The 23,988-nt window shown below is 58.8% G+C and carries 21 protein-coding genes and 1 riboswitch; of the genes, 9 read left to right on the top strand and 12 right to left on the bottom strand.

Annotated features, from left to right (window positions below):
• The first annotated feature begins 106 nt into the window (after nt 1–106).
• Complete coding sequence (trhA, locus tag ACNYC6_RS15565) at nt 107–724, top strand: PAQR family membrane homeostasis protein TrhA (RefSeq protein WP_419708175.1); 618 nt, start codon at nt 107–109, stop codon at nt 722–724.
• A 107-nt stretch (nt 725–831) separates the two neighbouring features.
• Here the strand turns inward: trhA and ACNYC6_RS15570 are convergent, their stop codons facing one another.
• Nucleotides 832–1,551, bottom strand: coding sequence for a 16S rRNA (uracil(1498)-N(3))-methyltransferase (locus tag ACNYC6_RS15570; RefSeq protein WP_419708176.1), 720 nt, complete (start codon nt 1,549–1,551; stop codon nt 832–834).
• An 87-nt stretch (nt 1,552–1,638) separates the two neighbouring features.
• Entirely contained in the window at nt 1,639–3,045 is a 1,407-nt protein-coding gene (locus ACNYC6_RS15575; protein WP_419708177.1) for an adenosylmethionine--8-amino-7-oxononanoate transaminase, read from the bottom strand.
• A 221-nt stretch (nt 3,046–3,266) separates the two neighbouring features.
• Between ACNYC6_RS15575 and ACNYC6_RS15580 the strand changes: the two genes are divergently transcribed.
• A complete protein-coding gene (locus tag ACNYC6_RS15580) occupies nt 3,267–5,021 on the top strand; it encodes a flavin monoamine oxidase family protein (RefSeq protein WP_419708178.1) in 1,755 nt (584 codons plus the stop codon).
• A 413-nt stretch (nt 5,022–5,434) separates the two neighbouring features.
• Here ACNYC6_RS15580 and ACNYC6_RS15585 read toward each other — a convergent pair whose 3' ends face one another.
• The gene (locus ACNYC6_RS15585; protein ID WP_419708179.1) at nt 5,435–5,707 is read right to left on the bottom strand and encodes a hypothetical protein; all 273 of its coding nucleotides are present in this window, start codon (nt 5,705–5,707) and stop codon (nt 5,435–5,437) included.
• 1,907 nt (nt 5,708–7,614) lie between these two features.
• Here ACNYC6_RS15585 and ACNYC6_RS15590 point away from each other — a divergent pair.
• Together ACNYC6_RS15590 and ACNYC6_RS15595 are read left to right on the top strand one after the other, a co-directional pair.
• Complete coding sequence (locus tag ACNYC6_RS15590) at nt 7,615–8,166, top strand: cytochrome b (RefSeq protein WP_419708180.1); 552 nt, start codon at nt 7,615–7,617, stop codon at nt 8,164–8,166.
• A gap of 32 nt (nt 8,167–8,198) precedes the next feature.
• Nucleotides 8,199–8,786, top strand: a complete 588-nt coding sequence (locus ACNYC6_RS15595) for a YceI family protein (protein WP_419708181.1) — start codon at nt 8,199–8,201, stop codon at nt 8,784–8,786.
• A gap of 176 nt (nt 8,787–8,962) precedes the next feature.
• Here ACNYC6_RS15595 and ACNYC6_RS15600 read toward each other — a convergent pair whose 3' ends face one another.
• The 5 genes from ACNYC6_RS15600 to ahcY all read right to left on the bottom strand — a co-directional run bounded on the left by ACNYC6_RS15600 (nt 8,963) and on the right by ahcY (nt 15,537).
• On the bottom strand, nt 8,963–10,837 hold the full coding sequence (locus ACNYC6_RS15600; RefSeq protein ID WP_419708182.1) for a DEAD/DEAH box helicase: 1,875 nt from the start codon (nt 10,835–10,837) through the stop codon (nt 8,963–8,965).
• 223 nt (nt 10,838–11,060) lie between these two features.
• Nucleotides 11,061–11,876, bottom strand: coding sequence for a substrate-binding periplasmic protein (locus ACNYC6_RS15605; protein ID WP_419708183.1), 816 nt, complete (start codon nt 11,874–11,876; stop codon nt 11,061–11,063).
• 87 nt (nt 11,877–11,963) lie between these two features.
• Nucleotides 11,964–13,046, bottom strand: coding sequence for a hypothetical protein (locus tag ACNYC6_RS15610; RefSeq protein WP_419708184.1), 1,083 nt, complete (start codon nt 13,044–13,046; stop codon nt 11,964–11,966).
• A gap of 77 nt (nt 13,047–13,123) precedes the next feature.
• Complete coding sequence (metF, locus tag ACNYC6_RS15615; protein WP_419708185.1) at nt 13,124–13,969, bottom strand: methylenetetrahydrofolate reductase [NAD(P)H]; 846 nt, start codon at nt 13,967–13,969, stop codon at nt 13,124–13,126.
• Between the two features lie 158 nt (nt 13,970–14,127).
• Nucleotides 14,128–15,537 (bottom strand): adenosylhomocysteinase, encoded by a 1,410-nt coding sequence (gene ahcY, locus ACNYC6_RS15620; RefSeq protein ID WP_419708186.1) that lies wholly within the window; start codon nt 15,535–15,537, stop codon nt 14,128–14,130.
• Nucleotides 15,538–15,560: 23 nt separating this feature from the next.
• Nucleotides 15,561–15,662, bottom strand: a riboswitch (S-adenosyl-L-homocysteine riboswitch).
• 198 nt (nt 15,663–15,860) lie between these two features.
• Between ahcY and ACNYC6_RS15625 the strand changes: the two genes are divergently transcribed.
• The gene (locus tag ACNYC6_RS15625; protein ID WP_419708187.1) at nt 15,861–16,265 is read left to right on the top strand and encodes an acyl-CoA thioesterase; all 405 of its coding nucleotides are present in this window, start codon (nt 15,861–15,863) and stop codon (nt 16,263–16,265) included.
• A gap of 72 nt (nt 16,266–16,337) precedes the next feature.
• Nucleotides 16,338–17,234 (top strand): formate/nitrite transporter family protein, encoded by an 897-nt coding sequence (locus tag ACNYC6_RS15630; RefSeq protein WP_419708188.1) that lies wholly within the window; start codon nt 16,338–16,340, stop codon nt 17,232–17,234.
• A gap of 3 nt (nt 17,235–17,237) precedes the next feature.
• Here ACNYC6_RS15630 and ACNYC6_RS15635 read toward each other — a convergent pair whose 3' ends face one another.
• Entirely contained in the window at nt 17,238–18,407 is a 1,170-nt protein-coding gene (locus tag ACNYC6_RS15635; RefSeq protein WP_419708189.1) for an MFS transporter, read from the bottom strand.
• Nucleotides 18,408–18,639: 232 nt separating this feature from the next.
• Here ACNYC6_RS15635 and ACNYC6_RS15640 point away from each other — a divergent pair, with 232 nt between their 5' ends.
• Both ACNYC6_RS15640 and ACNYC6_RS15645 read left to right on the top strand, forming a co-directional pair.
• Complete coding sequence (locus tag ACNYC6_RS15640) at nt 18,640–19,473, top strand: EamA family transporter (protein WP_419708190.1); 834 nt, start codon at nt 18,640–18,642, stop codon at nt 19,471–19,473.
• A gap of 31 nt (nt 19,474–19,504) precedes the next feature.
• Nucleotides 19,505–19,888: an MAPEG family protein gene (locus ACNYC6_RS15645; RefSeq protein WP_419708191.1), complete on the top strand. Its 384-nt coding sequence runs from the start codon at nt 19,505–19,507 to the stop codon at nt 19,886–19,888.
• Nucleotides 19,889–19,985: 97 nt separating this feature from the next.
• Here ACNYC6_RS15645 and ACNYC6_RS15650 read toward each other — a convergent pair whose 3' ends face one another.
• The gene (locus tag ACNYC6_RS15650) at nt 19,986–21,158 is read right to left on the bottom strand and encodes a murein transglycosylase A (RefSeq protein ID WP_419708192.1); all 1,173 of its coding nucleotides are present in this window, start codon (nt 21,156–21,158) and stop codon (nt 19,986–19,988) included.
• 128 nt (nt 21,159–21,286) lie between these two features.
• On the opposite strand from ACNYC6_RS15650, the gene ACNYC6_RS15655 reads away from it, so the two are divergent.
• Complete coding sequence (locus tag ACNYC6_RS15655) at nt 21,287–21,736, top strand: c-type cytochrome (protein WP_419708193.1); 450 nt, start codon at nt 21,287–21,289, stop codon at nt 21,734–21,736.
• Between the two features lie 65 nt (nt 21,737–21,801).
• Here the strand turns inward: ACNYC6_RS15655 and ACNYC6_RS15660 are convergent, their stop codons facing one another.
• Together ACNYC6_RS15660 and ligB are read right to left on the bottom strand one after the other, a co-directional pair.
• Nucleotides 21,802–22,197, bottom strand: coding sequence for a DUF1090 domain-containing protein (locus ACNYC6_RS15660; RefSeq protein ID WP_419708194.1), 396 nt, complete (start codon nt 22,195–22,197; stop codon nt 21,802–21,804).
• Nucleotides 22,198–22,296: 99 nt separating this feature from the next.
• Nucleotides 22,297–23,976 carry an NAD-dependent DNA ligase LigB gene (gene ligB / locus ACNYC6_RS15665; protein ID WP_419708195.1) on the bottom strand — a complete coding sequence of 560 codons (1,680 nt, stop codon included), beginning with the start codon at nt 23,974–23,976 and terminating at the stop codon, nt 22,297–22,299.
• Between the last annotated feature and the right edge of the window lie 12 nt (nt 23,977–23,988).

Genomic DNA, 23,988 nt, shown 5'->3' on the forward strand with positions numbered 1-23,988 from the left:
CGATTGTGCCCAATTCGACCGGGCGCGTCGTTCGGAAACATTGCGCTTTTACGCTCGAGGCCTGAGCCTTGCGCATTGCGGTAAAGCATCTTGAGGTAAGCGACACATGTATCACGGGGAAAGATTGAACGCCTGGACGCATTTGGTCGGGGCGGTGGCGGCGACGGTCGGTGTGGTATGGATGCTGGTGATCGCCAGCATGGACGGCAGTCCGTGGAAGATCGTCAGCGTGGCGATCTACGGGTTCACCTTGATGTCGCTCTACAGCGCATCGACCGTTTACCACAGCGTGCGCGGGCGCAAGAAAGCGATCATGCAAAAGGTCGATCACTTCTCGATCTACCTGCTCATCGCCGGCAGCTACACGCCGTTTTGCCTGGTGACCCTGCGCGGACCGTGGGGCTGGACGCTGTTCGGGATTGTCTGGGGCTTGGCGCTGATCGGCATCCTGCAAGAGATCAAGCCGCGCTCGGAAGCACGGATCCTGTCGATCGTGATTTATGCGGTGATGGGCTGGATCGTGTTGGTGGCGGTCAAGCCATTGCTGGCGGCACTGGGCGGCGCCGGGTTCGCCTGGCTGGCATCAGGCGGCGTGTTGTACTCCGTGGGCATCCTCTTTTTTGCCCTCGATCACCGCCTGCGCCATGCCCATGGCATCTGGCATCTGTTCGTGATCGCCGGGAGTGTGCTGCACTTTGTGGCGATTTTCTTTTATGTCCTCTAGATCGAGTCGCTGCCAATCGCTAGCAGGCTAGCTCCCACAGGAGATCTTCAGTGATGAACACCAAACATTCAGTGTGGGATCACAGCTAGCCTACTAGCGATGACGGCTTAGAAATCACCCCAAAGCTGCTGGGCCACCGCCAGCGCCACCACCGGCGCCGTTTCAGTGCGCAACACCCGCGGACCGAGGCGGGCGGCATGAAAGCCGTTGGCCTTGGCTTGTTCGACTTCGGCATCCGACAATCCACCTTCCGGGCCGATCAAAAACGCCAGCGTCGCAGGTTTGGCGTGACTCACCAACGGTTCGGCCACTGGATGCAGCACCAGCTTCAATTCAGCTTCAGTCTGTTTCAACCAGTCAACCAACAGCATCGGCGGATGAATCACCGGCACCCTTGAGCGACCACATTGTTCGCACGCGCTGATCGCTACCTGACGCCAGTGCAGCAGGCGTTTGTCGGCGCGTTCGTCCTTGAGTCGGACTTCGCAGCGGTCGCTGAAAATAGGGGTGATTTCTGTGACGCCCAGTTCCGTGGCTTTTTGAATCGCCCAGTCCATGCGTTCACCACGGGACAAGCCCTGGCCGAGGTGGATCTGCAGCGGCGATTCGACCTGGCCGGCGAAGCTTTCATCGATCTGCACCACCACGCGCTTCTTGCCGACTTCGAGCAGCCTGGCGAGAAACTCCTGGCCCGAACCGTCGAACAATTGCAACGCATCGCCCTCGGCCATGCGCAGCACGCGACCGATGTAATGGGCCTGGGCCTCGGGCAATTCGTGCTCGCCGGTACTCAGGGGGGCGTCGATGAAGAAGCGGGACAGTCTCATGATGAATCTCTAAAAAGGTATGGGTCATCTGGGTCGGTGTGGCCTTCTGTGGGAGCGAGCAAGCTCGCTCCCACATTGACCGCGTCATCAGCCCGGATCGCGGAAGCCCGGATGGAAGTCCTTCGGTACCGCCACGCTGACGCTGTCGCGGGTGGCGATGTCGATGCCTTCACTCGCCACTTCGGCCAGGAAGTCGATCTGCTCCGGCGTAATCACATACGGCGGCAGGAAATACACCACGCTGCCCAATGGACGCAGTAAAGCACCACGCTCCAGCGCATGCTGGAACACCTTGAGGCCACGGCGTTCCTGCCACGGATAAGCTTCTTTCGTTGCCTTGTCCTTGACCATCTCGATGGCCAGCACCATGCCGGTCTGGCGCACTTCCGAGACGTTCGGGTGATCGACCAGATGCGCCGTCGACGAGGCCATGCGCTGCGCCAGGGCCTTGTTGTTCTCGATGACGTTGTCTTCTTCGAAGATATCCAGTGTCGCCAGCGCCGCCGCGCACGCCAGCGGGTTGCCGGTGTAGCTGTGCGAGTGCAGGAAGGCGCGCAGGGTCGGGTAGTCGTCGTAGAACGCGCTGTAGACCTCATCGGTCGTGATACACGCCGCCAGCGGCAGGTAGCCGCCAGTCAGGGCCTTGGACAGGCAGAGGAAGTCCGGGCGGATGCCGGCCTGTTCGCAGGCAAACATCGTCCCGGTGCGACCGAAGCCGACAGCGATTTCGTCGTGGATCAGGTGCACGCCATAACGGTCACAGGCTTCGCGCAGCAGCTTGAGGTACACCGGGTGGTACATGCGCATGCCGCCGGCGCCCTGGATCAGCGGCTCGACGATGACGGCGGCGACACTGTCATGGTTCTCGGCCAGCGCCTGCTCCATCGCGGCGAACATGTTGCGCGAGTGTTCTTCCCAGCTCATGCCCTCGGGACGCCTGTAGCAATCCGGGCTCGGCACCTTGATGGTGTCCATCAACAGCGCCTTGTAGGTTTCGGTGAACAGCGGCACGTCGCCCACCGACATCGCCGCCATGGTTTCACCGTGGTAGCTGTTGGTCAGGGTGACGAAACGTTTTTTGTGCGGCTGGCCGCGGTTGAGCCAGTAGTGAAAGCTCATTTTCAGCGCGACTTCGATGCAGGACGATCCGTTATCGGCGTAGAAGCACCGGGTCAGGCCTTCCGGCGTCATTTTCACCAGACGCTCGGACAGTTCGATCACCGGCTGATGGCTGAAACCGGCGAGGATCACGTGTTCCAGCTGATCGACCTGATCCTTGATGCGCTGGTTGATCCGCGGGTTGGCGTGGCCGAACACGTTGACCCACCAGGAACTGACCGCATCGAGGTAACGCTTGCCTTCGAAATCTTCGAGCCAGACGCCTTCACCGCGCTTGATCGGGATCAGCGGCAGTTGTTCGTGGTCTTTCATCTGGGTGCAGGGATGCCACAACACCGCGAGGTCGCGTTGCATCCACTGATTATTCAGGCCCATTTTCTCTCTCCTCGAGGCGGTCCGCGGCAGGCGCGAACAAACAATCGCGCAAGCCTATGCAATGCGTGCCACGGGGACAACCCATTGTGTCGATTGAGCTACTTTGTATAGGTCGATAGACGCTGCTGGCGGGCGTCTGAAGGCTGACGTATCCTTCGCGGTTCTTGAGCCGTCTGGCTCGCAAAAACCGCTATTTTTTGTGTATTTCCGGAGTTCGCTGAATGTCTGTCGGTTGGCTGCGCGCCTGTGCGCTGGTGATGTTGGGGCTGTTCAGCGTGTCTGCGCTGGCCAAGGATAAAACCGCGATCGTGATCGGCGGCGGGGTCTCGGGCCTTACGGCAGCCTATGAGCTGCAGAACAAGGGCTGGCAGGTCACGCTGCTGGAAGCCAAGCCGAGCCTGGGCGGCCGTTCCGGCATGGCCACCAGTGAGTGGATCGGCAATGACAAGACCCAACCGGTCCTGAACAAATACGTGTCGACCTTCAAACTGAGCACCACGCCGGCGCCTGAGTTCGTGCGCACGCCAAGTTACCTGATCGATGGCGAGTATTTTTCCGCTGCCGACCTGACCACCAAGCAGCCGGCCACGGCCGAAGCGCTCAAACGCTACGAAAAGACCCTGGACGACCTGGCGCGCTCGATTGATGACCCGCTGAACCCGGCAGCCAACAACACGCTGCATGCCCTGGACCAGATCAATGTGTCCAACTGGCTGGATCGTCTGAACCTGCCGGCCACCGCTCGTCAGTTGGTGAACCAGCAGATTCGTACCCGTTACGACGAACCTTCGCGCATCTCGCTGCTGTACTTCGCGCAGCAGAGCCGCGTGTACCGTGGCGTGTCCGACCGCGACTTGCGTGCTTCGCGTCTGGTCGGTGGCAGTCCGGTGCTGGCCCAGGCCTTCGTCAAGCAGCTGAAAACCATCAAGACCAGCTCGCCGGTCTCGGCGATTATTCAGGACAAGGATGGCGTCACCGTCAAAGTCGGCAGCGTCGGCTATCAGGCTGACTACGTGGTGCTGGCTGTGCCTTTGCGCGCCCTGAACAAGATCCAGATGACCCCGGCGCTGGACGCTCAACACCTGGCCGCAATCAAGGGCACCAACTACGGTTGGCGCGACCAGATCATGCTGAAGTTCAAAACCCCGGTGTGGGAGCCCAAGGCGCGCATGTCCGGCGAGATCTACAGCAACGCCGGCCTTGGCATGTTGTGGATTGAGCCAGCCCTGAAGGGCGGCGCCAACGTGGTGATCAACCTGTCCGGCGACAACGCCCGCGTGATGCAGGCGTTCGGCGACAAGCAGATGGTCGACCAGGTGTTGATCCGACTGCATGCGTTTTATCCGCAGGCGCGCGGTTCGTTCACCGGTTATGAAATCCGCCGCTACAGCACCGACCCATCGATGGGCGGCGCTTACCTGGCCTTCGGCCCGGGCCAGATCAGCAAGTTCTGGCGCCTGTGGGAACGCCCGATTCAGCGCGTAGCCTTTGCTGGCGAACACACTGACACCTTGTATCCGGGCACCCTGGAAGGTGCACTGCGTACCGGTCAGCGTGCGGCCAGTCAAGTTGAAGACCTGGCGGCGGGCAAGTCGTTCGAGCCAGAGAAAGTGGCTCCGGTGGCGGCTGCGGCGGCAGGTGCGGTGGCGGCGAAGAAGGGTAACTTCTTCACGAACCTGTTCGGCGGCTCGGATGACGAGAAGAAGCCGGAGCCAGTCAAGGCGCCCGAGCCGGTAGCCCCTGCACCTGCTCCGACGCCAGCCCCGGCCGCTGCACCGGCGCCGGTGGAAGCGCCGAAGCCTGCGACGCCAGTAAAAGCCGAGCCTGCGAAGAAAACTCCAGCCAAGACCCCGGCGAAACCGGCAGCCAAAACCGAGGCCAAAAAAGCCCCGGCCAAGGCTCCGGCAAAAAAAGCTGAACCGGCGAAGAAGCCAGCAGCCAAACCGGCGGTGACTACTGAGAGCAAGGCTCAGTAACGTTCAGATGTAGAAAAGCGCGGCCTAAGAGTCGCGCTTTTTTTTGCTTGTCTATCAAGCGTGAGACATCACTTTTTTCCAGCGCGGTAATCAGGCGCCGCGTTTCATGATCCAAGTCCTACACGCTTCGACCATATATCAGATTCTTCCCACAAATTAATCAGACGCAAATGATGGGTGGCGCCTTGAATTAAAATCTATGCTTTCAGGAATTTAGGAGGGTGTATGAAAGCAATAGTGGTTTTAGTGGTGTTGATAACATTCTCAGGATGTGTTGATGGGGAATTCACTCTTAAAAGACATGCTCCTGAATTGGCCCATAAGTGTCATATTAATCCATACGACCCAGATTGTTTGGACCCGCCTCCAATTTTCAAAAGCTCTTAAGTGTTCGATTAATGAGTCACGAGGTGTTATGGAAATTTCCATATAGGAATTTCAGTACCATCCGGTAGCACTTTTACCCACCTTTCCTTTGGCTTTGGAATGCGGCCAGGGGTGAATCCAAAGCGGGCCCAGCACATACTCCCTGTCCGTTTGTCGTAGATGACTAGATTTCCGTCATCCTGAATAACCATACATGTGTTGTGCCAGAGCAATTTATCAATGCTGTGAGTGCTGTCAGCAATCCATAAACGCCTTCTGGATGGGTCATAAAGAAAACCATTGTTGCTAATAACAAACATCAGAGGCTCCCGCATCTTTTTTGGATATAAAGTTCTGCTGAAAATTTGATTGCCATCTGCAATTCAGACTGCGGCGCCGTTATCGGTGATCACTAAATTGCCATCCACTTGCAGTACCAATCGAAATCGTCCGTTTGGGGAGGTGAGATGTTGCCCCGGTGTCATCGTTTGATTGGGAGGTAGTACAGGGGAGCCACTCGTTTGAAATGGTGTGTATCTGATAGCCATGTTTCATTCCTTAATTAATGAGTTGTAGAGCACTCATTGAATCAAGTTCGAATACGGAAATGACGGTACATATGTATTGCAAGCCAATTAATTAAGCCGCAACACGTTCCGCATAGCAGCTGCCGAAGGCTGCGTTCGGCTGCGCAGCAGTCGTAAGCCAGTTGCACCGGCCCCAGCACCTGCTCCGACGCCAGCCCCGGCCGTTGCACCGGCGCCGGTTGAATCGCCGAAGCCTGCGACGCCAGTGAAAGCCGAGCCTGCGAAGAATCTCCAGCCAAGACCCCGACGAAACCGGCAGCCAAAACCGAGGCCAAAAAAGTCCCGGCCAAGGCTCCGGTGAAAAAGGCTGAACCGTCGAAGAGGCCGGCGGCGACTACTGAGACCAAGGCTCAGTAACGTTCAGGTATCAGATACTTCTCACAACATAATCGGAAGCGAATGATCGAACTGGTTGAGCTTGAAGTATAGGCTCTTCAAAAAATCTGGAGCCTATATGAAACTAATATCAGTACTTTCAATATCGATAATACTTTCTGGTTGTGTGGTTGGCAAATGCAGGGAGCCACTGAGGATTCAAATGCTTCCCAAGCGCGACGCTGAGTTGGCCCACAAATGTCGGATTGATCCTTATAAACCTGAATGTTCAGTCAATTAGATGTTAAAAGGGTTTTAATTCCGATAAGTGTTCTCGTAATCAAGATTAATTAAAGTTCCAGTGAAAGATAGGTATGCCCTGAACTATCACATTAAGCCGCTTTTGTTGAGGGAAGCGGCCAGGAACAAATCCAGAGCGAGCCCAACGCAAATCTCCTGTTCGCATATCGTAGATGAGCAAATTTCCATCATCTTGAATAATCATACAGGTGTTGTGCCAAAGCGATTTATCCGTGCTGTGAGTGCTCTCAGCAATCCACAACCGACCCCGAGATGGCTCATAAAGAAAACCACTATTGCTGATCACGAACTGCAAAGGCTCACGCATTTTTCGTCGGTGCAATGTTTGGCTATAGGGTTGGTTGCTGTCTGCAGTCCACGTTATAGTCTCGCCGTTCTTGATGACTAAGTTTCCGTCAGTTTGCAAGATTAGCCGAAACTGTCCATTTTGTGATGTGAGGAATTGTCCAGGCGACATCGTTTGGTTGGGGGGGTAACACCGAGGTGCCATTTGTTTGAAACGGGGTATAAGTGATAGCCATGTTTTTCCCTTGATCAATGAGTTGGCGAGCCTCATTGAATCAAGTTCAAATGTGTAAAATGCGGTACATATGGATTGCACGCCAATTAATGAAGCCGAAACGCGTTCCACGTAGCAGCTGCCGAAGGCTGCGTTCGGCTGCGCAGCAGTCGTGGATCCTGCGCCTGTGGTTTATCTGACAGACCGCGAGTTTTGACTTTGCGCCTGCTTCGCAGCCGAACGCAGCCTTCGGCAGCTGCTACCTCTTGCATATGGGCTCAGGGCCCGTGGCGAAAAAATCAGTAGCAGCCATCGAATAAACCGTTTGATACAGGTGTTCTCTGGTTTGTATTCACTTTTTTTCACAATTTCGACTTTAATCTTTCCTTAACTCGCTTGCTTCAGACTCTAGATCGGTTTTCTCGATATTTCAAAGCGAAATTTTCGGCTTTAATTCGATAGATAACTCGATAGTCTTGGGCCAGCACTTACAGGGATCTAGGCAATGCAGCTACGAAACTCTACTTCCCGCTACGGCTGGGTCAGCATTTTCATGCACTGGGGCGTGGCGCTGGCGGTTGTCGGTCTGTTCGCGTTGGGGTTGTGGATGGTCGGTCTCGACTACTACAGCACCTGGCGCAAAGACGCGCCGGACCTGCACAAGAGCATTGGCCTGGTGTTGCTGGGTGTGATGGTCCTGCGGGTGTTGTGGCGCTTTGTCAGTCCGCCGCCGCCGACCTTGTCCAGTTACAGCCGCATGACGCGCCTCGGCGCCAAGTTCGGCCATGGCTTTCTGTATCTCAGCCTGTTCGCTGTGATGATTGCGGGTTACCTGATTTCCACCGCAGAAGGTGTCGGTATCCCGGTGTTTGGTTTGTTTGAAGTGCCTGCACTGGTGTCCGGACTACCGGACCAGGCAGATACCGCTGGCGTGATTCACCTCTACCTGGCGTGGGTGCTGGTAATTTTTTCCGGCCTCCATGCGTTGGCAGCATTGAAGCACCACTTTATCGACCGTGATGTGACCCTCAAGCGAATGCTGGGTCGCAAAGCCTGAAGTTCAACCTCGACTCCAAAGGAAAACAAAGCATGTTGAAAAAGACTCTGGCCGCTCTGGCAATCGGTTCCGCCCTGTTGTCCGCCGGTAACGTTATGGCCGCTGACTACGTGGTCGACAAAGAAGGCCAGCACGCCTTCGTTGACTTCAAGATCAGCCACCTGGGCTTCAGCTACATCACCGGTACTTTCAAGGACATCGACGGCAAGTTCAGCTTCGACGCTGCCAAGCCTGAAGACAGCAAGATCGAGTTCAACGTGAACACCGCCAGCGTGTTCACCAACAACGCCGAACGTGACAAGCACATCTCCAGCAAAGACTTCCTGAACGCCAGCAAAGCGACGTTCGTTTCCACCAGCGTTAAACCTACCGGCAAAAACGCCGCTGGCAAGGACACTGCTGACGTGGCTGGCGACCTGACTATCCTCGGTGTCACCAAGCCAATCGTGGTCAAGGCTACTTTCCTGGGTGAAGGCAAGGATCCATGGGGCGGCTACCGTGCAGGCTTCGAGGGTAACTTCAGCCTCAAGCGTTCCGATTTCGGCAAGCAGAAAGACCTGGGTCCATCGTCCGATGCAGTTGACATGTACGTGACCTTTGAAGGTGTTAAAGCGAAGTAATGCTGAGACTGTAGGAGCGAGCCTGCTCGCGATGGACCTGAGAACGCCGCGGAGCACCAGGCTTCCGGGGTTATCGTTGACGACCATCGCGAGCAGGCTCGCTCCTACAGGATTTCATCAGCCAAAAAAATGCCCCGGCTCTCACGAACCGGGGCATTTTTTATTGCAGCGATAAATCAGCGATTGCGGGTCAGCAACGCCGGTTTTTCACCGCGAGGACGGCTTGGCAGTTGGTCCAGTTGCTCAGGTGTCGGGAAGCGGTCAGCCTTCGACTCCTTGTGCATGATCTTCGGTGCAGGACCACGCGGGTTCTGCACGGCCGGTTCCGAACGCGGTTGATCGTCACGGGCCGGGCGGCGGTTACGCGAATCTTCGCGACGGGCCTGGCCGTCACGTGGCGCACCGTTGCGAGGACCGCTGCGCTTGGCGGGTGGCGTGCCGGTGGTGGCGCCATCGCTGTTGCGTGGACCGCTCTGGCGACCCTGTGGCTTGCCGCCACGTGGTGCGCCCGAACCCGCGGCTGTGCCTTGTGCAGGAGCACCCGGACGACGGCCACGGCCCTGAGCCGGTTTCTGCTGCGGGACGTAGTCGACGCGGTTACCGAAGTTATCGATATCGTCGTCCAGGAACTCGTCCGGAGCACGGTCAGCAGCGGCGCGTGGCGGCTGGCTTGGCTGACGCTGCTCACGGGCCGGGGTGCCTTCGCGAGGCTTTTGCTGACGGGCTGGACGCTCGCCGCGTTCGCCCGACGCCGGTTTTTCCTTGCCCTTGTCCTTGCCCTTGTCCTTGCGACCGCTACCGCCGCCACCGCCATTCGGACCGTCGCCGCGCGGGCCACGTGGATTGCGCGGGTTGCGCATGTCCGGACGCTCGCGTACTTCAGGTTTTTCCGCTTCGATGGTGCTGGCATCGAAGCCCATCAGGTCGCCGTCGGCGATTTTCTGCTTGGTCATGCGTTCGATGCTTTTCAGCAGCTTTTCTTCGTCCGGGGCCACCAGCGAGATCGCCTCGCCCGAACGACCGGCACGGCCGGTACGGCCGATACGGTGCACGTAGTCTTCATCGACGTTGGGCAGTTCGAAGTTGACCACGTGTGGCAACTGGTCGATATCGAGACCGCGGGCAGCGATGTCGGTGGCGACCAGAATGCGCACGGTGCCGGCCTTGAAGTCGGCCAGGGCTTTGGTGCGGGCGTTCTGGCTCTTGTTGCCGTGGATCGCAACGGCGCTCAGGCCGTGTTTGTCCAGGTACTCGGCCAGCCGGTTTGCGCCGTGTTTGGTGCGGGTGAACACCAGCACCTGTTCCCAGGCACCCGCGGTGATCAGGTGCGCCAGCAGCGCACGCTTGTGGCTGGCATGCAGGCGGAACACACGTTGTTCAATGCGCTCGACCGTGGTGTTCGGTGGCGTGACTTCGATGCGCTCCGGGTTGTGCAGCAGCTTGCCGGCGAGGTCGGTGATGTCCTTGGAGAACGTCGCCGAGAACAGCAGATTCTGCCGCTTGGCCGGCAGGCGTGCCAGGACCTTCTTCACGTCATGGACGAAGCCCATATCGAGCATGCGGTCGGCTTCGTCCAACACGAGGATTTCCACGTGGGACAGGTCGACGCTGCCTTGGCCGGCCAGGTCGAGCAGGCGACCAGGGCAGGCTACCAGCACGTCAACGCCGCGGGACATGGCCTGAACCTGTGGGTTCATGCCGACGCCGCCGAAGATGCAGGCACTGACGAACTTCAGGTCACGGGCATAGACCTTGAAGCTTTCGTGTACTTGCGCCGCGAGTTCGCGAGTGGGGGTCAGGACCAGTACGCGTGGTTGGCGCGGGCCGTGACGCTGGGATTTGTCCGGGTGACCGTTAGGGAACAACCGCTCCAGAATCGGAAGGGCGAAACCGCCGGTTTTACCAGTACCTGTCTGTGCCGCGACCATCAGGTCGCGACCTTGCAACACGGCGGGAATTGCCCGCTGTTGCACCGGAGTAGGCTCGGTATAGCCCGCTGCCTCGATGGCGCGGACTAAAGCCTCGGAGAGACCGAGGGAAGCAAAGGACATGAGTAATCCTGTTTTAGTTAGGGCTTGGCCCAATGGGAGTCTTGCCTGGCGCGAATAGCGTTTAAGAGGACGCAATCCCGTCCGGTCCTGCTTCGGTCACGAAGGCTCGTCTGGAGCGCTCGCGCGGGCTGAAAAGCTGCGCTGTAGCGGGGTCGAGATGCCTTGAACGATTCCGAGCGTCCGGGCGCGAGCCTGGCGGGAAGGCCGGAGTATAACAGAGCAATCACTGCGCGCCGCTTTCCTGCTGCTCAACGGTTTTTGCGCGGGTGGTGGTCGCGCTGGCGGCACTCGTTGTGCTGGCCGGATCGGCACCGTAGCGGGCGCTCAGCTCCGCGTAGGCCGGTTCGCGCTTGAAGCGCTTGAGTTCGGCACCGAAGCGCTGCACCAGCAAATCCATGCCGGCATTGCGGCGTACCGCCAGAAACTGGCTTTGCTGACTGATGATGGTCGGGTTTTCAGTGATCTTGTCGCGGATCTTCAGCTCGTCGAGCAAATGCTGGCCGACCCGGCGGTCGGTGATCAGCAGGTCGATTCGTCCACGCAGCAGTTTGCCGAAATTGGCTTCATGGCTCGGTGCCGGTTCGCGGGTGAACAGTGTCGAGTCCCTGAAATCCTGGCTGTACAGGTAGCCCGGCGAGGTGCCGATGGTCAGGCCGCGCAGTTCGTCGAGGGTGCGGAACGGGTGCGGGCGCTCGTTGGCGTAGAACATCACGAACTGGACTTCCGAGAGCGGCTCGCCGGGGTAGAGCAGCATCGAATCGCGCTCATCGCTGTGGAAAATATCCAGCGCGCCATCTGCCTGACCGGTTTCGAGCATCGACAGGCAACGTTTCCACGGCAGGAACTGCCATTCCACTTCGATGCCCAGGCGCTTGAAGACGATCGCCGTGGTTTCGTAATCCAGGCCCAGGGCTTTGCCGTTCTCCTCATAGACATAAGGCGCCCATGGTTCCGTGACAATGCGCAGCTTCTCGCCCCAAGCGGTGAAGCTCAAGCAAGTAAAAAGCACAACGGTGAGCAACTGGGCAATGGCGGGCATGGCCTGAGGTTAGTATGCCTATCGCCTAATGAGAAGCTCTGGCGTGCATGTTTAACCGCTGTGTTGGGCAGATTGCGTGCGACTTCTCTATTTGCTTGGGGAATTGAGCAAGTGCTCGTGGATCGCCATTCGCCGTTGCCCAAGAATTCGTTTGACCAGGCCATTGGTGAACCAATGTTCGAGCAAATGCCGGCAAACCGGGGTGCCTAGGCGTTTCTGCTGGTTTTGCAGGGCCTTTTCCCACCAGACCGGCCCGCAGGCTTTGTCGAATTCGTTGGGGTGTTCATAGCAGCCGTAGAGAATTTCACGAACGAACTGACGCAGGTGTGCGGGCAGTGCCAGGGTGATGATCTTGTAAAGCATTCGCTGGGATCGTGGTGGCCGTGGAAGCTGGGCCGATACGCGACGGGTGTCATCCAAAGCTGCCTGGCTGGTCGGTTGCGCGGCATGTTTGACCACCCAGGCCTTGACCTTGGCCCTGAACAACTGCTTGCGGCTCCAGTAGTGATGGATCAGGTCCGGACACTTTCTGACCTCCAGTGTCCGATAGGCCGCCACCGACAGGCAGAACTCTTCGAGGGTGTAGGCGCCTTGCGCGGACGGGAACAACTCGTCGATCAGCGCGATCGAGCGATCCAGTACATGAGCATCCTGGCAGTGCAACCCGATGACGCCGGAGTTGAGCAGCATCATTTGATCGTTAGCCAGGCCTTTTTCCATGAGCGTGGCCGACAGCGCGCTGTAGAGCACGTTTTCTTTGTTGTTGCCGTAGTGGGTGTAGTAGTCGTTGCACAGCAGCGTGCCGGGTTGCACGCGCTCGAACAATTTGAGCGGCGAGCAGTGGAAGAACGTGTCTGTGTCGATCAGCAGCGCGGTTTCAGCCTCTTCGAGCACCGTACGCAAAGCGACGTGCTTGGCGCGGAAATGATAGCCGTGGGGTTCGTTCCAGCGTCGGCGTGTTTCCTCGTCGAGGGCGCGCACGCGCACCGGCAGGTGTTCATAGGGCTGCAGGTTGTCGCTGAAGACCTGGATGTCGAGCGCCGCATCGGGTGTTTCACGCAACCAGCTCAGGGCACTGGAGATACTGAACACGGCTTCCTGATGGTAAGTCTCGGAGCCGAAAGCCAGGTAGACAAGTTGCGGGCGTGACGTCGAGGGCGCGTTGATCATTGAACTACAGCATTCCGTGGGTTCGTTTAAATGTAAAAAGCCCTCCGAAGAGGGCCTGTTTAACTGTGTGGAAACGATCAGCGCGGTAGCTTCAGGTTGTTCCACACGGCCAGGCTGGCTTCTGCCTGGTTCAGGGTATAGAAATGCAAGCCCGGTGCACCGCCTTGCAACAAACGCTCACACATTTCGGTGATGACCTGCTCACCAAAGCGTTGAATGCTTGAGGTGTCATCGCCGTAGGCTTCCAGCTGCTTGCGGATCCAACGCGGGATTTCCGCACCGCAGGCATCGGAGAAGCGCGCCAGTTTGCTGTAGTTGGTGATCGGCATGATGCCCGGTACGATCGGGATGTTCACGCCCAGCGCCCGCACGCGATCCACGAAGTAGAAATAGCTGTCGGCGTTGAAGAAGTACTGGGTAATCGCACTGTCGGCGCCAGCATTGGCCTTGCGCACGAAGTTGGCAATATCGTCTTCGAAGTTGCGCGCTTGCGGATGCATTTCCGGGTAAGCGGCGACTTCGATGTGGAAATGATCGCCGGACTCTGCACGAATGAATTCGACCAGGTCATTGGCGTGGCGCAATTCACCACTGGCCATGCCCATGCCTGACGGCAGGTCGCCGCGCAGGGCGACGATACGGGTGATGCCGGCGGCCTTGTACTGGCTCAGCAGGTCGCGCAAGTCGTCCTTGCTGTCGCCCACACAAGACAAGTGCGGCGCGGCAGGGATTTTGGCTTCGCTTTCGAGCTGCAACACGGTGTTGAGGGTGCGATCACGGGTCGAACCGCCAGCGCCGTAGGTGCAGGAGAAAAAATCGGGGTTGTAGGTAGCCAACTGACGAGCAGTGGCGAGCAGCTTTTCATGCCCAGCATCGGTCTTCGTAGGGAAGAACTCGAAACTGTAGCGACGATCTTGGGACATGGTCATACCCTTGAAAACGCGTAAGGCGGATGCTGGCCCCCTGCAGGAGCGAGCTTGCTCGCGAAAAGCGTGAAGACAACGCGTTTATCCAGACAGAGCGCGTTATCGTTGACGTCCATCGCGAGCGAGCTCGCTCCTACACAGGAAGAACCGGCCGATCAGTAGCGGTAAGCGTGCGGCTTGAACGGACCTTCGACGGTCACGCCGATGTAGTCGGCCTGGGTCTTGGTCAGTTGAGTCACAACGCCGCCGAAGCCACGGACCATTTCCAGGGCCACTTCTTCGTCGAGTTTCTTCGGCAGTACTTCAACAGTCAGGCGCTCGGCTTTCTGGGCTGGCGACAGGTCGGCGTACTTCTGGCCGAACAGGAAGATCTGCGCCAGAACCTGGTTGGCGAACGAACCGTCCATGATGCGGCTTGGGTGACCAGTGGCGTTGCCCAGGTTAACCAGACGGCCTTCGGCCAGCAGGATCAGGTAATCGTCGTTCTGCGGATCGAAATCGCCAGCGCCGGTACGGTGGATCTTGTGAACCTGCGGCTTCACTTCTTCCCATGCCCAGTTCTTGCGCATGAAAGCGGTGTCGATTTCGTTGTCGAAGTGGCCGATGTTGCAGACAACAGCGCGCTTCTTCAGGGCTTTGAGCATGTTTGCGTCGCAAACATTGACGTTACCGGTGGTGGTCACGATCAGGTCGATCTTGCCCAGCAGGGCCTTGTCAATGCTGGCTTCGGTGCCGTCGTTGATACCGTCGATGAACGGCGAAACCAGTTCGAAACCGTCCATGCAGGCTTGCATGGCGCAGATCGGGTCGACTTCGGAAACTTTAACGATCATGCCTTCCTGACGCAGGGACTGAGCGGAGCCCTTGCCCACGTCGCCGTAACCGATGACCAGCGCTTGCTTGCCGGACAGCAGGTGGTCGGTTCCGCGCTTGATCGCGTCGTTCAGGCTGTGACGGCAGCCGTACTTGTTGTCGTTCTTGGACTTGGTCACCGAGTCGTTGACGTTGATGGCCGGGATCTTCAGCTCGCCCTTGGCCAGCATGTCCAGCAGGCGGTGTACGCCGGTGGTGGTTTCTTCGGTCACGCCGTGAACGCGATCCAGCACCTGCGGGTACTTCTTGTGCAGCAGCTCGGTCAGGTCGCCGCCGTCGTCGAGGATCATGTTGGCGTCCCATGGCTGGCCATCTTTGAGGATGGTTTGCTCCAGGCACCACTCGTACTCTTGCTCGGTTTCACCTTTCCAGGCGAAAACCGGAATGCCGGCGGCGGCGACGGACGCTGCGGCCTGGTCTTGAGTCGAGAAAATGTTGCAGGACGACCAGCGTACTTCGGCACCCAGGGCAACCAGGGTTTCGATCAGCACGGCGGTCTGAATGGTCATGTGGATGCAGCCGAGGATCTTCGCGCCCTTGAGCGGTTGCTCTTCGGAGTACTTGCGACGCAGACCCATCAGGGCCGGCATTTCGGATTCGGCGATGATGGTTTCGCGACGGCCCCAGGCAGCCAGGGACATGTCGGCGACTTTGTAGTCGGTGAAATCTGCAGGCGTGTTGACAGCGCTCATGAAGAGCCTCCATTCGTAATGTATGCGAATGGGCGCCGTTGTGCGTTTAGTGCCGGCCGGTCAAGGCCATGCAACGCCCCATCCGAGCCTGACAGGTTGAACCTGCTGCAGCGCCCCTCGGACAGGTGGCGGGAAAACGGTATCAAGTTGACGTTACCGTTTTGAAACGGGGGCGATTATAGCGGGCTATGCTGATCTTCCAAAGGGTTTCTGTTGGTCAATGTCCGAACGGTAATCGAGTCCATAGTGGATGCTTGATAGAGCTCTGGCGCGGGCTCTGCCATGATTGCGCGCATCAATCGGCAAGACGGTCAGGAGTGAATATGAATTTCCACACCCGCAAATGGGTCAAACCCGAAGACCTCAACCCCAACGGCACGCTGTTCGGCGGCAGTCTTCTGCGCTGGATCGACGAAGAAGCGGCGATTTACGCCATTGTCCAGTTAGGCAACCAGCGTGTCGTCACCAAGTACATTTCTGAAATCAACTTCGTCAGTGCTTCGCGCCAGGGCGACATCATCGAGTTGGGTATCACCGCCACCGAATTCGGTCGCACCTCAATCACCCTGACCTGCGAGGTGCGCAACAAGATCACCCGCAAGAGCATCCTCACCGTCGAAAAAATGGTGTTTGTGAACCTCGGTGAAGACGGCTTGCCGGCGCCCCATGGCCGGACCGAGATCAAGTACGTCAAAGATCAGTTCAAGGACGAGGAAGCTGTCGAATAATTCGAGGATGACGAACGGAATCTGAACCGCGCGGGTCGTAACTACATCGCACGCCAGCGGTTCAGGAGTTCCATGGACACTCGAAAAGACGGCAAGACCCCCGATCTCTCGGCAAAAGAGCAGCACGAGGTCGAAAAAAGCCAGCCACCGCGCGCGGCGGTGCTGCACGAAATCATCCGTACTCAAGGCGATAAGGAACTTGAGCGCAGCGTCGCCGCGCTATGGTGGTCAGCGCTGGCGGCCGGCCTGACCATGGGGCTTTCACTGATGGGCATGGGCTTGCTCAACTCCCGCTTGCCCGATGGCGAAGGGTTCAAAGTGATCGCCAGTTTCGGCTACTGCGCCGGGTTTCTCGCAGTGATCCTCTCCCGCCAGCAACTCTTCACCGAAAACACCCTGACCGCCGTACTGCCGATCATGAGCAAACCCACGCTGGGCAATTTCGGCCGGTTGCTGCGGCTGTGGGCGGTAGTGCTGTTCGGCAATCTCTGCGGCACGTTGCTGGTGGCTTACGTCATGCTGGAACTGCCGATTTTCGACAGCAAGACCGACGTGGCCTTCCTCGACATCGGCCGCAAGGTCATGGAAAACCACGCCAGCCAGATGTTCGCCAAGGGTATTATTTCCGGCTGGATGATCGCCACCATGGTCTGGATGATCCCCTCCATGGAGAGCGCCAAGATGTGGATCATCATCCTCATCACCTACTTCATGGCGCTGGGGGATTTCACTCACATTGTGGTTGGCTCGCTGGAGGTTTCGTACCTGGTGTTTGCCGGCGAGTTGCCGTGGCGTGATTTCTGGCTGGTGTTCGCCGGGCCGACATTGGCGGGGAATATCATCGGTGGCAGTTTTATTTTCGCGTTGATCAGCCATGCGCAAATCCGCAGTGAAAGCGGTGCGCCGAAGGAAACGGCGGATCAAGACAAAGAGCCCGATCCGCCACAGTTCAAGAAGGGATCACAGTGACGCTCAACCGGCCACATCCAGCGCACTGGCGCTGCGACGTTGCCGATAGATGAAGTACAGTGCGGTCAGCACGGTCAGGCCGCTGACCGCTGCGCCGGTCCAGGGCAGGTCTGCCAGATCGGCTCCGCTGGCGACTACCAGGCCGCCGATCCAGGCACCGGCCGCGTTGCCGAGATTGAATGCGCTTTGATTCAGCGTCGAGCCAAGGTTGGGGGCTTCATGGGCTTGATCGATGATCAGCAGTTGCAAAATCGGGCACAGCGCGAACGCAAAAATCCCCCACAGCACCAACGTTATCGCCGCCGGGATGACCGAGTGGCTGGTCTGGCTGAACGCGGCCAGCACCAGCACCACGGCCAGTGCCATGCCGACGAGTGACGGCAACAAACGGCTGTCGGCCAATCGACCGCCGAGCATGCTGCCCGCTGTCAGACCGACCCCGAACAACAACAGCATGATGGTCACGCCGTGGGGGCTGACGCCGGTGATGTCCTGCAGAATCGGCGCGATGTAGGTGAACACGCTGAAGAGGCTGGTCGACGCCAGTACGCTCATGCCGAGCGCCAACAACACGTTGGCCTTGCCCAGCACTTTGAATTCGCTGGCGAGGTTGGCTTTGTCCATCGCAATGTTTTTCGGTAACCAGAGCCATTGGGCAATGGCGGCAATCACACCGATCACCGACACCGCCCAAAACGTCGAACGCCATCCCGCGTACTGACCGAGTGCGGTGCCCAATGGCACGCCCAGCACATTGGCCAGGGTCAGGCCGGTGAACATCATGGCAATCGCCTGGGCCCGTTTGTTCGGCGCGACCAACCCGGCTGCAACCACTGAGCCGATCCCGAAAAACGCGCCGTGACACAGCGCCGTGACCACTCGCGCTGCCATCAGCGTGGCGTAGTTCGGCGCCAAGGCGCAGAGCATGTTGCCGAGGATGAACATCAGCGTCATGCCCAGCAACGTGGCTTTACGCGGCATATTGGCGGTGCCGACCGCGAGGATCGGCGCACCGAACACCACGCCCAGGGCGTAACCGGTGATCAACAATCCAGCATGGGGAATGCTCACCGCGAGGTCGCGGGCGACATCCGGCAGTAGGCCCATGATGACGAATTCAGTGGTGCCGATGCCGAACGCGGCAACAGCGAGGGCAAGCAAAGCGAGTGGCATGCGCAAGGTCTCTGTCGTTAGTCTTGACGCTGTGATCAGGCATACGCATGCCGAAGACCGTTCTCGACGAGAGCGGGCCAGGGCAGATTTTTATTGGAATTAGTCTGTGCGCAACTGAGTGCGGCGTGGTCGTTTGCAGTATAAACAGCCGCTGACATATGGCGAATCAATTCTCTGCCCAGCCCCCTGAAGGAGCGAGCAGGGGGGGCGGGACAAAAATAAGGAGTGTGCCGTGCTTGCGACGGCGTTGGTGTTGGTGGCGGCGCTGTTGCACGCGGCGTGGAATACCCTGATCAAATTCAGTGCGGAACGGTTGCTGGTCGTGGCCTGCATGGACAGCGTGGCGTTGCTGTTTGTCGCGATGATGTTGCCGTTCGTGTCTTTGCCGCCGCTGGAACTTTGGCCATGGATTCTGGCCTCGGCGGCCTTCGAATTGCTCTACCGCTATTTGCTCATCCAGGCGTATCGGGTCGGCGATCTGGGCCTGGTCTATCCGCTGATGCGCGGGTTGTCGCCGCTGGTGGTATTGGCGCTGACGCTGATTTTTGCCGGCGAGGTGCTGACGAGCCAGCAGATTTTCGGGATCTTGCTGATTCCGCTCGGCATGTTGTGCCTGCTCTGGCAGGGCGGAGGGGGCGCGCGCCTGCCGTGGTCGATGTTGCCGGTGGTGGCGCTGATCGGCTTGTGTATCGGTTGCTACACCTTCATCGACGGTCAGGCGCTGCGGCGCTGGTCGCATCCACTGGATTATCTGGTCTGGGTCACGCTGCTCAGTGCCTGGCCGTTCCCGTTGCTGGCGTGGGCGCGCAAGCGGCCGGCCTTCAAGTTGTTCTGGCGTGAACAGTGGCGATTGGGTTTGGCGGTCGGTTTTTGCGTGTTGTTCAGCTACGCTCTGGTGCTGTGGGCCATGCAGCTGGGCTCGATTGCCGAAGCGGCGGCCCTGCGTGAAATCAGCGTGATTCTGGTGGTGTTGTTCGGGATGCGCTACCTGAAAGAACCTTTCGGCCGACCTCGCCTTCTGGCCTGCGGGCTGGTGCTGATCGGCATGTTGGTGATGAAATTCTGACTGCTCTGAAACGTGAAGAAGGGACTGCTTTATGACGGTTGCTCTGTGGTGCATCTTGATCGCGATCTTCCTGCCGTACGTGTGCACGGGCGTGGCCAAGGTCAGCGGCGGATATGGCTTGAGACACAATCATGACCCTCGGGGGTTTCTTGATTCCCTGGAAGGACTGGGCAAACGGGCGAATGCGGCGCAGTTGAACAGCTTTGAAGTCACCCCGGCGTTCGCCGCCGCCGTGATCGTGGCTCACCTGGCGGGCAATGCCGAGTTGGTGACGATCAATGTGCTGTCGGTGTTGTTCATCACCAGTCGCCTGCTCTACATCATTTTCTATCTGACGGACCTGGCGACGCTGCGGTCGTTGATGTGGTTTGTGGGAATGGGGTTGATCGTGAGTTTCTTTGTGGTGTCGGCTTAAAAGCAAGATCAAAAGATCGCAGGCTGCGCCAGCTCCTGCATCGACCGTGTGAGCGTCGATATCTGTAGGAGCCGGCGAAGCCTGCGATCTTTTGTTTTTAGAGCTTGTCGGTAACTTGAGGCACTTGCGGCAGCGCTGCACCTTTGGGCCAGAACATCCAGATTTGACCCTGCTGCTTCATGTCTCCCGCCAGTTGACCCGCCGCGTCGCCGGTGCCCCAGAACAAGTCAGCACGCACTTCACCGGCAATCGCGCCACCGGTGTCCTGCGCCGCGACCGGTCGAACCAATGCGGTGCCGTCCGGTTTGGTTGTGGATAACCAAAGCAGGCTGCCCAACGGAATCACTTTGCGATCTACCGCAGCGCTGTATCCCGCAGTCAGCGGCACATTGAGCGAGCCGCGCGGCCCCTCGTTGCTGTCCGGGTTGCGAGTGAAGAACACATAGCTCGGGTTGCTGCCGAGCAGCTCCGGAATGCGCGACGGATTGGCCTTGGCCCAATGACTGATCGCACCCATAGTCACGTCTTCTTTCTTCAGCTCGCCTTGCTCCACCAGCCAGCGACCGATTGGCCGGTACGGATGGCCATTCTGGTCGGCGTAGGCAATGCGCAACTGACGGCCGCTGTCGAGCTGGATACGACCCGAACCCTGTATTTGCAGGAACTGCAGATTCATCGGATCGGTCAGCCAGGCCACTACCGGCGCCTTGACGCCTTTGGTCTCGATGGTTGCGGCATCGTCGTAAGGCTTGAGCACTCGACCTTCGAGTCGGCCGCGCAGGCGCTTGCCTTTGAGTTCCGGATAAATGCTGTCGAGCGAGACGATAATCATGTCTTCGGGAACGCCGTACACCGGGATGTTCGCCGTGGCGGTCTGGGTCAGGCTGCCGGGATAGACCGGTTCGTAGTAGCCGGTGATCAGGCCGTTGGGGTTGTCATTGGCGGCGCGCAGGCCGTAGACGTCGAGGTTCTGCTTGAGAAAGCCACGAATGTCGCTGGCCGTTTGCGGCACATTGGCAGCCGCGGCGCAGGTGCCGCCCCAGACCGGGTCGGCCTTGAGTCGGGTGCAGGCGCTGCGCCATGAGCCGAAACCGGCGACGAGGTCGGTGTCCGACACGGCTGGCAGCGCCTCCCATGTAGCACTGGTGTAAGTGGCCAGGGCATGGGTTTTCGGTTGTTGCTTGTCGCCACCGGTGCAGCCTGCGAGCAGGGCCACCATCGGCAGGGTCCAGGCCAGGCTTTGACGCCACGCCTTGAAACGGCTGTTCATGGAGTAATTCCTTTGCCGGTTGCCTGGGTGCTCCATGCGCTCAGGCAACCCGTATTGTTAATAGGGCTATTGGTGTTTGCCGATGACACGAGGATACTGGCCGCCGTTTCCCGTGACCTGAAGCCACCATGACTCTTAAAAGACTTTCTGTTGTATTGCTGGCCTGTTTGACCTTGTCCGCTTGCGGCGGTGTCGATCCCAATTCTCCGCTCGGTCAGCGCAAGACCATTTTCAAGCAGATGCTCAAGACCGGCGAAGACCTGGGCGGCATGTTGCGTGGCCGTATTCCGTTCGATGGGCCGAAGTTCGCTGACGGCGCGGTGAAACTCGACGCGTTGTCCCATGAGCCGTGGAAGCATTTTCCTCAGGTGCGTGAAGAAGACCACACCAGCGCCACAAGCGATGTCTGGGACAAACAGGCACGCTTCCAGGAAATGGCCCGCACCCTTGAAGCCGCCACCGGTGAATTGGTGATCGCCAGCCAGGTTCAGCCCTACAAGGCCAGCAACTTGGGGCCGGCGGTGCAGAAGGTCGAAGACGCCTGCAGTGCGTGCCATAAACAGTTTCGGGATCACTGATTGCTGAAAAGATCGCAGGGCAGGAGCTGCCGCAGGCTGCGATCTTTTGATCTCAGGATGAGCGCTTACTTGTCCAGCTCATCCACCGCTTCCTGCAACTCCTTGCGGGACTCGGCGAGTTTGTCTTTACGCTTGTTGATCTTCTCGGGATCGCCTTTTTTCATGGCCTTGTCGAGGTCGGCCTGACGCTTGCTGACTTCGTGCTTGGCGTCGAGCACCTTGTTTTCCCGTTCTTTCTTGAGCGAGGCGTCGGTGCAGTTGGCGGTGACTTCGCTCAAGGCTTTTTCCAGGCCGGCCTGCTGGTCGGCATTGCCATGGGATTTGGCCAGTTCGATCTGGTTGATGATGCCTTGTTTCTTGGCGGCACAGCCGGTCAGGCCCGGTGCTTCTTCGGCGGCCATCAATGGAGCGGCCATTATGCTGCAAAGGGTCAACAGGGCCAGCGGTGAAAGAAATTTCATAAAAGCTCCATGTGAAAAGGCAATCGGGTCGAAACGGCGATGGCTTGTTTGAGCCCATCGGTACTATTGGGTTCCCGGGTGGGAAGGCATTGTCGGCGGTTAAAAGCCGTCAATCCCTGCCTCACGTAATGTTTCACTCAAGGCCAGAACCTGAGGGTCGCGGAAAAAAGCGCTCAATTGCGTCGCGCGTCCGGGGCCGATACCAGGTTCGGCCTGCCAGTGTTCGGTGCTTCGTTGTGCGAGCGCCTGCCAGGAGTCTGCGAGGCGTGCCTGGCCGGTCGGCGGCATGCCCAGGGCTTTGAGCCATTGGGCAAAGGGGCGTTGCCGGGCACTCTCGAAACTGCTCAAAAGACGCGCAGCACTGCGCTCGCCGAAACCATCAATGGTAGCAAGCTCTTGAGCATCGAGGGTCAGCCAATCCAGCAGACGGTTCAGACGGCCTGTTACAAGAAGTTTTTCCCAAGTGCCAGGGCCGACGTGGGGCAAGGCCAGGCCCTGCTTGCCACTGAGCCAGATTAGCCGGGCGAGAAACTGACCTTCACATCCCGTTGTCGGCTGCCAACAACTTAGCGGGTGAAAATCCGCCGCCAGCGGCACGCTCAGTTCCGCGCGCTCGGTACTGTGCACTACCACTGAGTCCAGTCTGGGAATGGTCAGGCCGGCCAGGCTGATGGCGACCTGGTCGCCCGGTCGGATGTCCAGCGTTTGCCAGCGTTGCAGGGAACTCACACTGACGCGTCTGATTTGCCGGTCATCGAGCCTCACGGGGGTCAGTTCCAGCACCGGGGTGATTCGCCCGGTCCGGCCGATCTTGAAGTGAACCTTGCGCACTTCGGCCAGTGCTTGGGCTAAGGGGTACTTCCAGGCAACGCTCCAAAATGGCGGTTTGGCCTGCCAGCGTTCGGCGGGTGGGCGTTGGTCCTGACGCAGGACGATACCGTCGCTGGCGAACGGCAAGGGCGAGCGATACCAGTGCTCACGCCAGTGCTCGGCGTCGGCGAGTGTGCTGATCGGTTGGCTATACGGCGAGGTTGCCGGAAAACCCAGTTCATCCAGTTGCGCGGTGCGGTCCGGCAAGTTCGTCGGGCCTTGCGGCCAGTCCCAGACAAACAGGCCAATCCCGGTTGCCTGTTCGGTACTCAACGTTTTGCGGGCCATCAAACCTGCAACCGTGGAACGGGCATTGAGGCTGCCGGCCTGGGCCTGAATGTGATCGTGCAGGCGCCAGTAGAGCTCGCCTTGCACCAACAGGTCCAGCGGCTGTGACAGTTGCCGGGGAATAGCGGCGATCTGGCGGGCGGAAGTTGTCCAGTCCTGGCCGTGCGTACCGTCGCCGCGACTGATGGCTTGAATGAACAAGCCTTGCCAATAAATCAGGGTCACGGCAACGCCGTCGACCTTGGGCTGCACCCAGATGTCCGCACGGCCACGCAGCCAGTTTTCGGCCGCTTGGCCATTGCGTAATTTGTCCAGGCCGGTATGGGCGACGGGGTGCGCGAGCGTACCGCGTGCGGTGCGTAATGGCTCTGCGGACGCGCTCAGGTTGAAGCATTGGCGCCATTCGTTCAGTCGTGCGCGGGACTGATCGTAGAGTTCGTCGGCGACCAGTGAGCGGCCCTGGCGGTGATAGTTGTCGTCCCAGAGATCGATTTGATTTTGCAGTGCGTTGATTTCGTTCGAGGCGCGTTCAGGTGGCCAGGCGGGGCATTCCAAGGCGCGGGCGCCGAGGCAGGTCCACATCAGCAGAAAGGCGAAAAACAGGCGCGTTGACGGGAGCATCGTGAGCGTCCT

Source organism: Pseudomonas sp. NFX224, assembly GCF_048565165.1.
In the GTDB taxonomy this organism is placed as follows: domain Bacteria; phylum Pseudomonadota; class Gammaproteobacteria; order Pseudomonadales; family Pseudomonadaceae; genus Aquipseudomonas.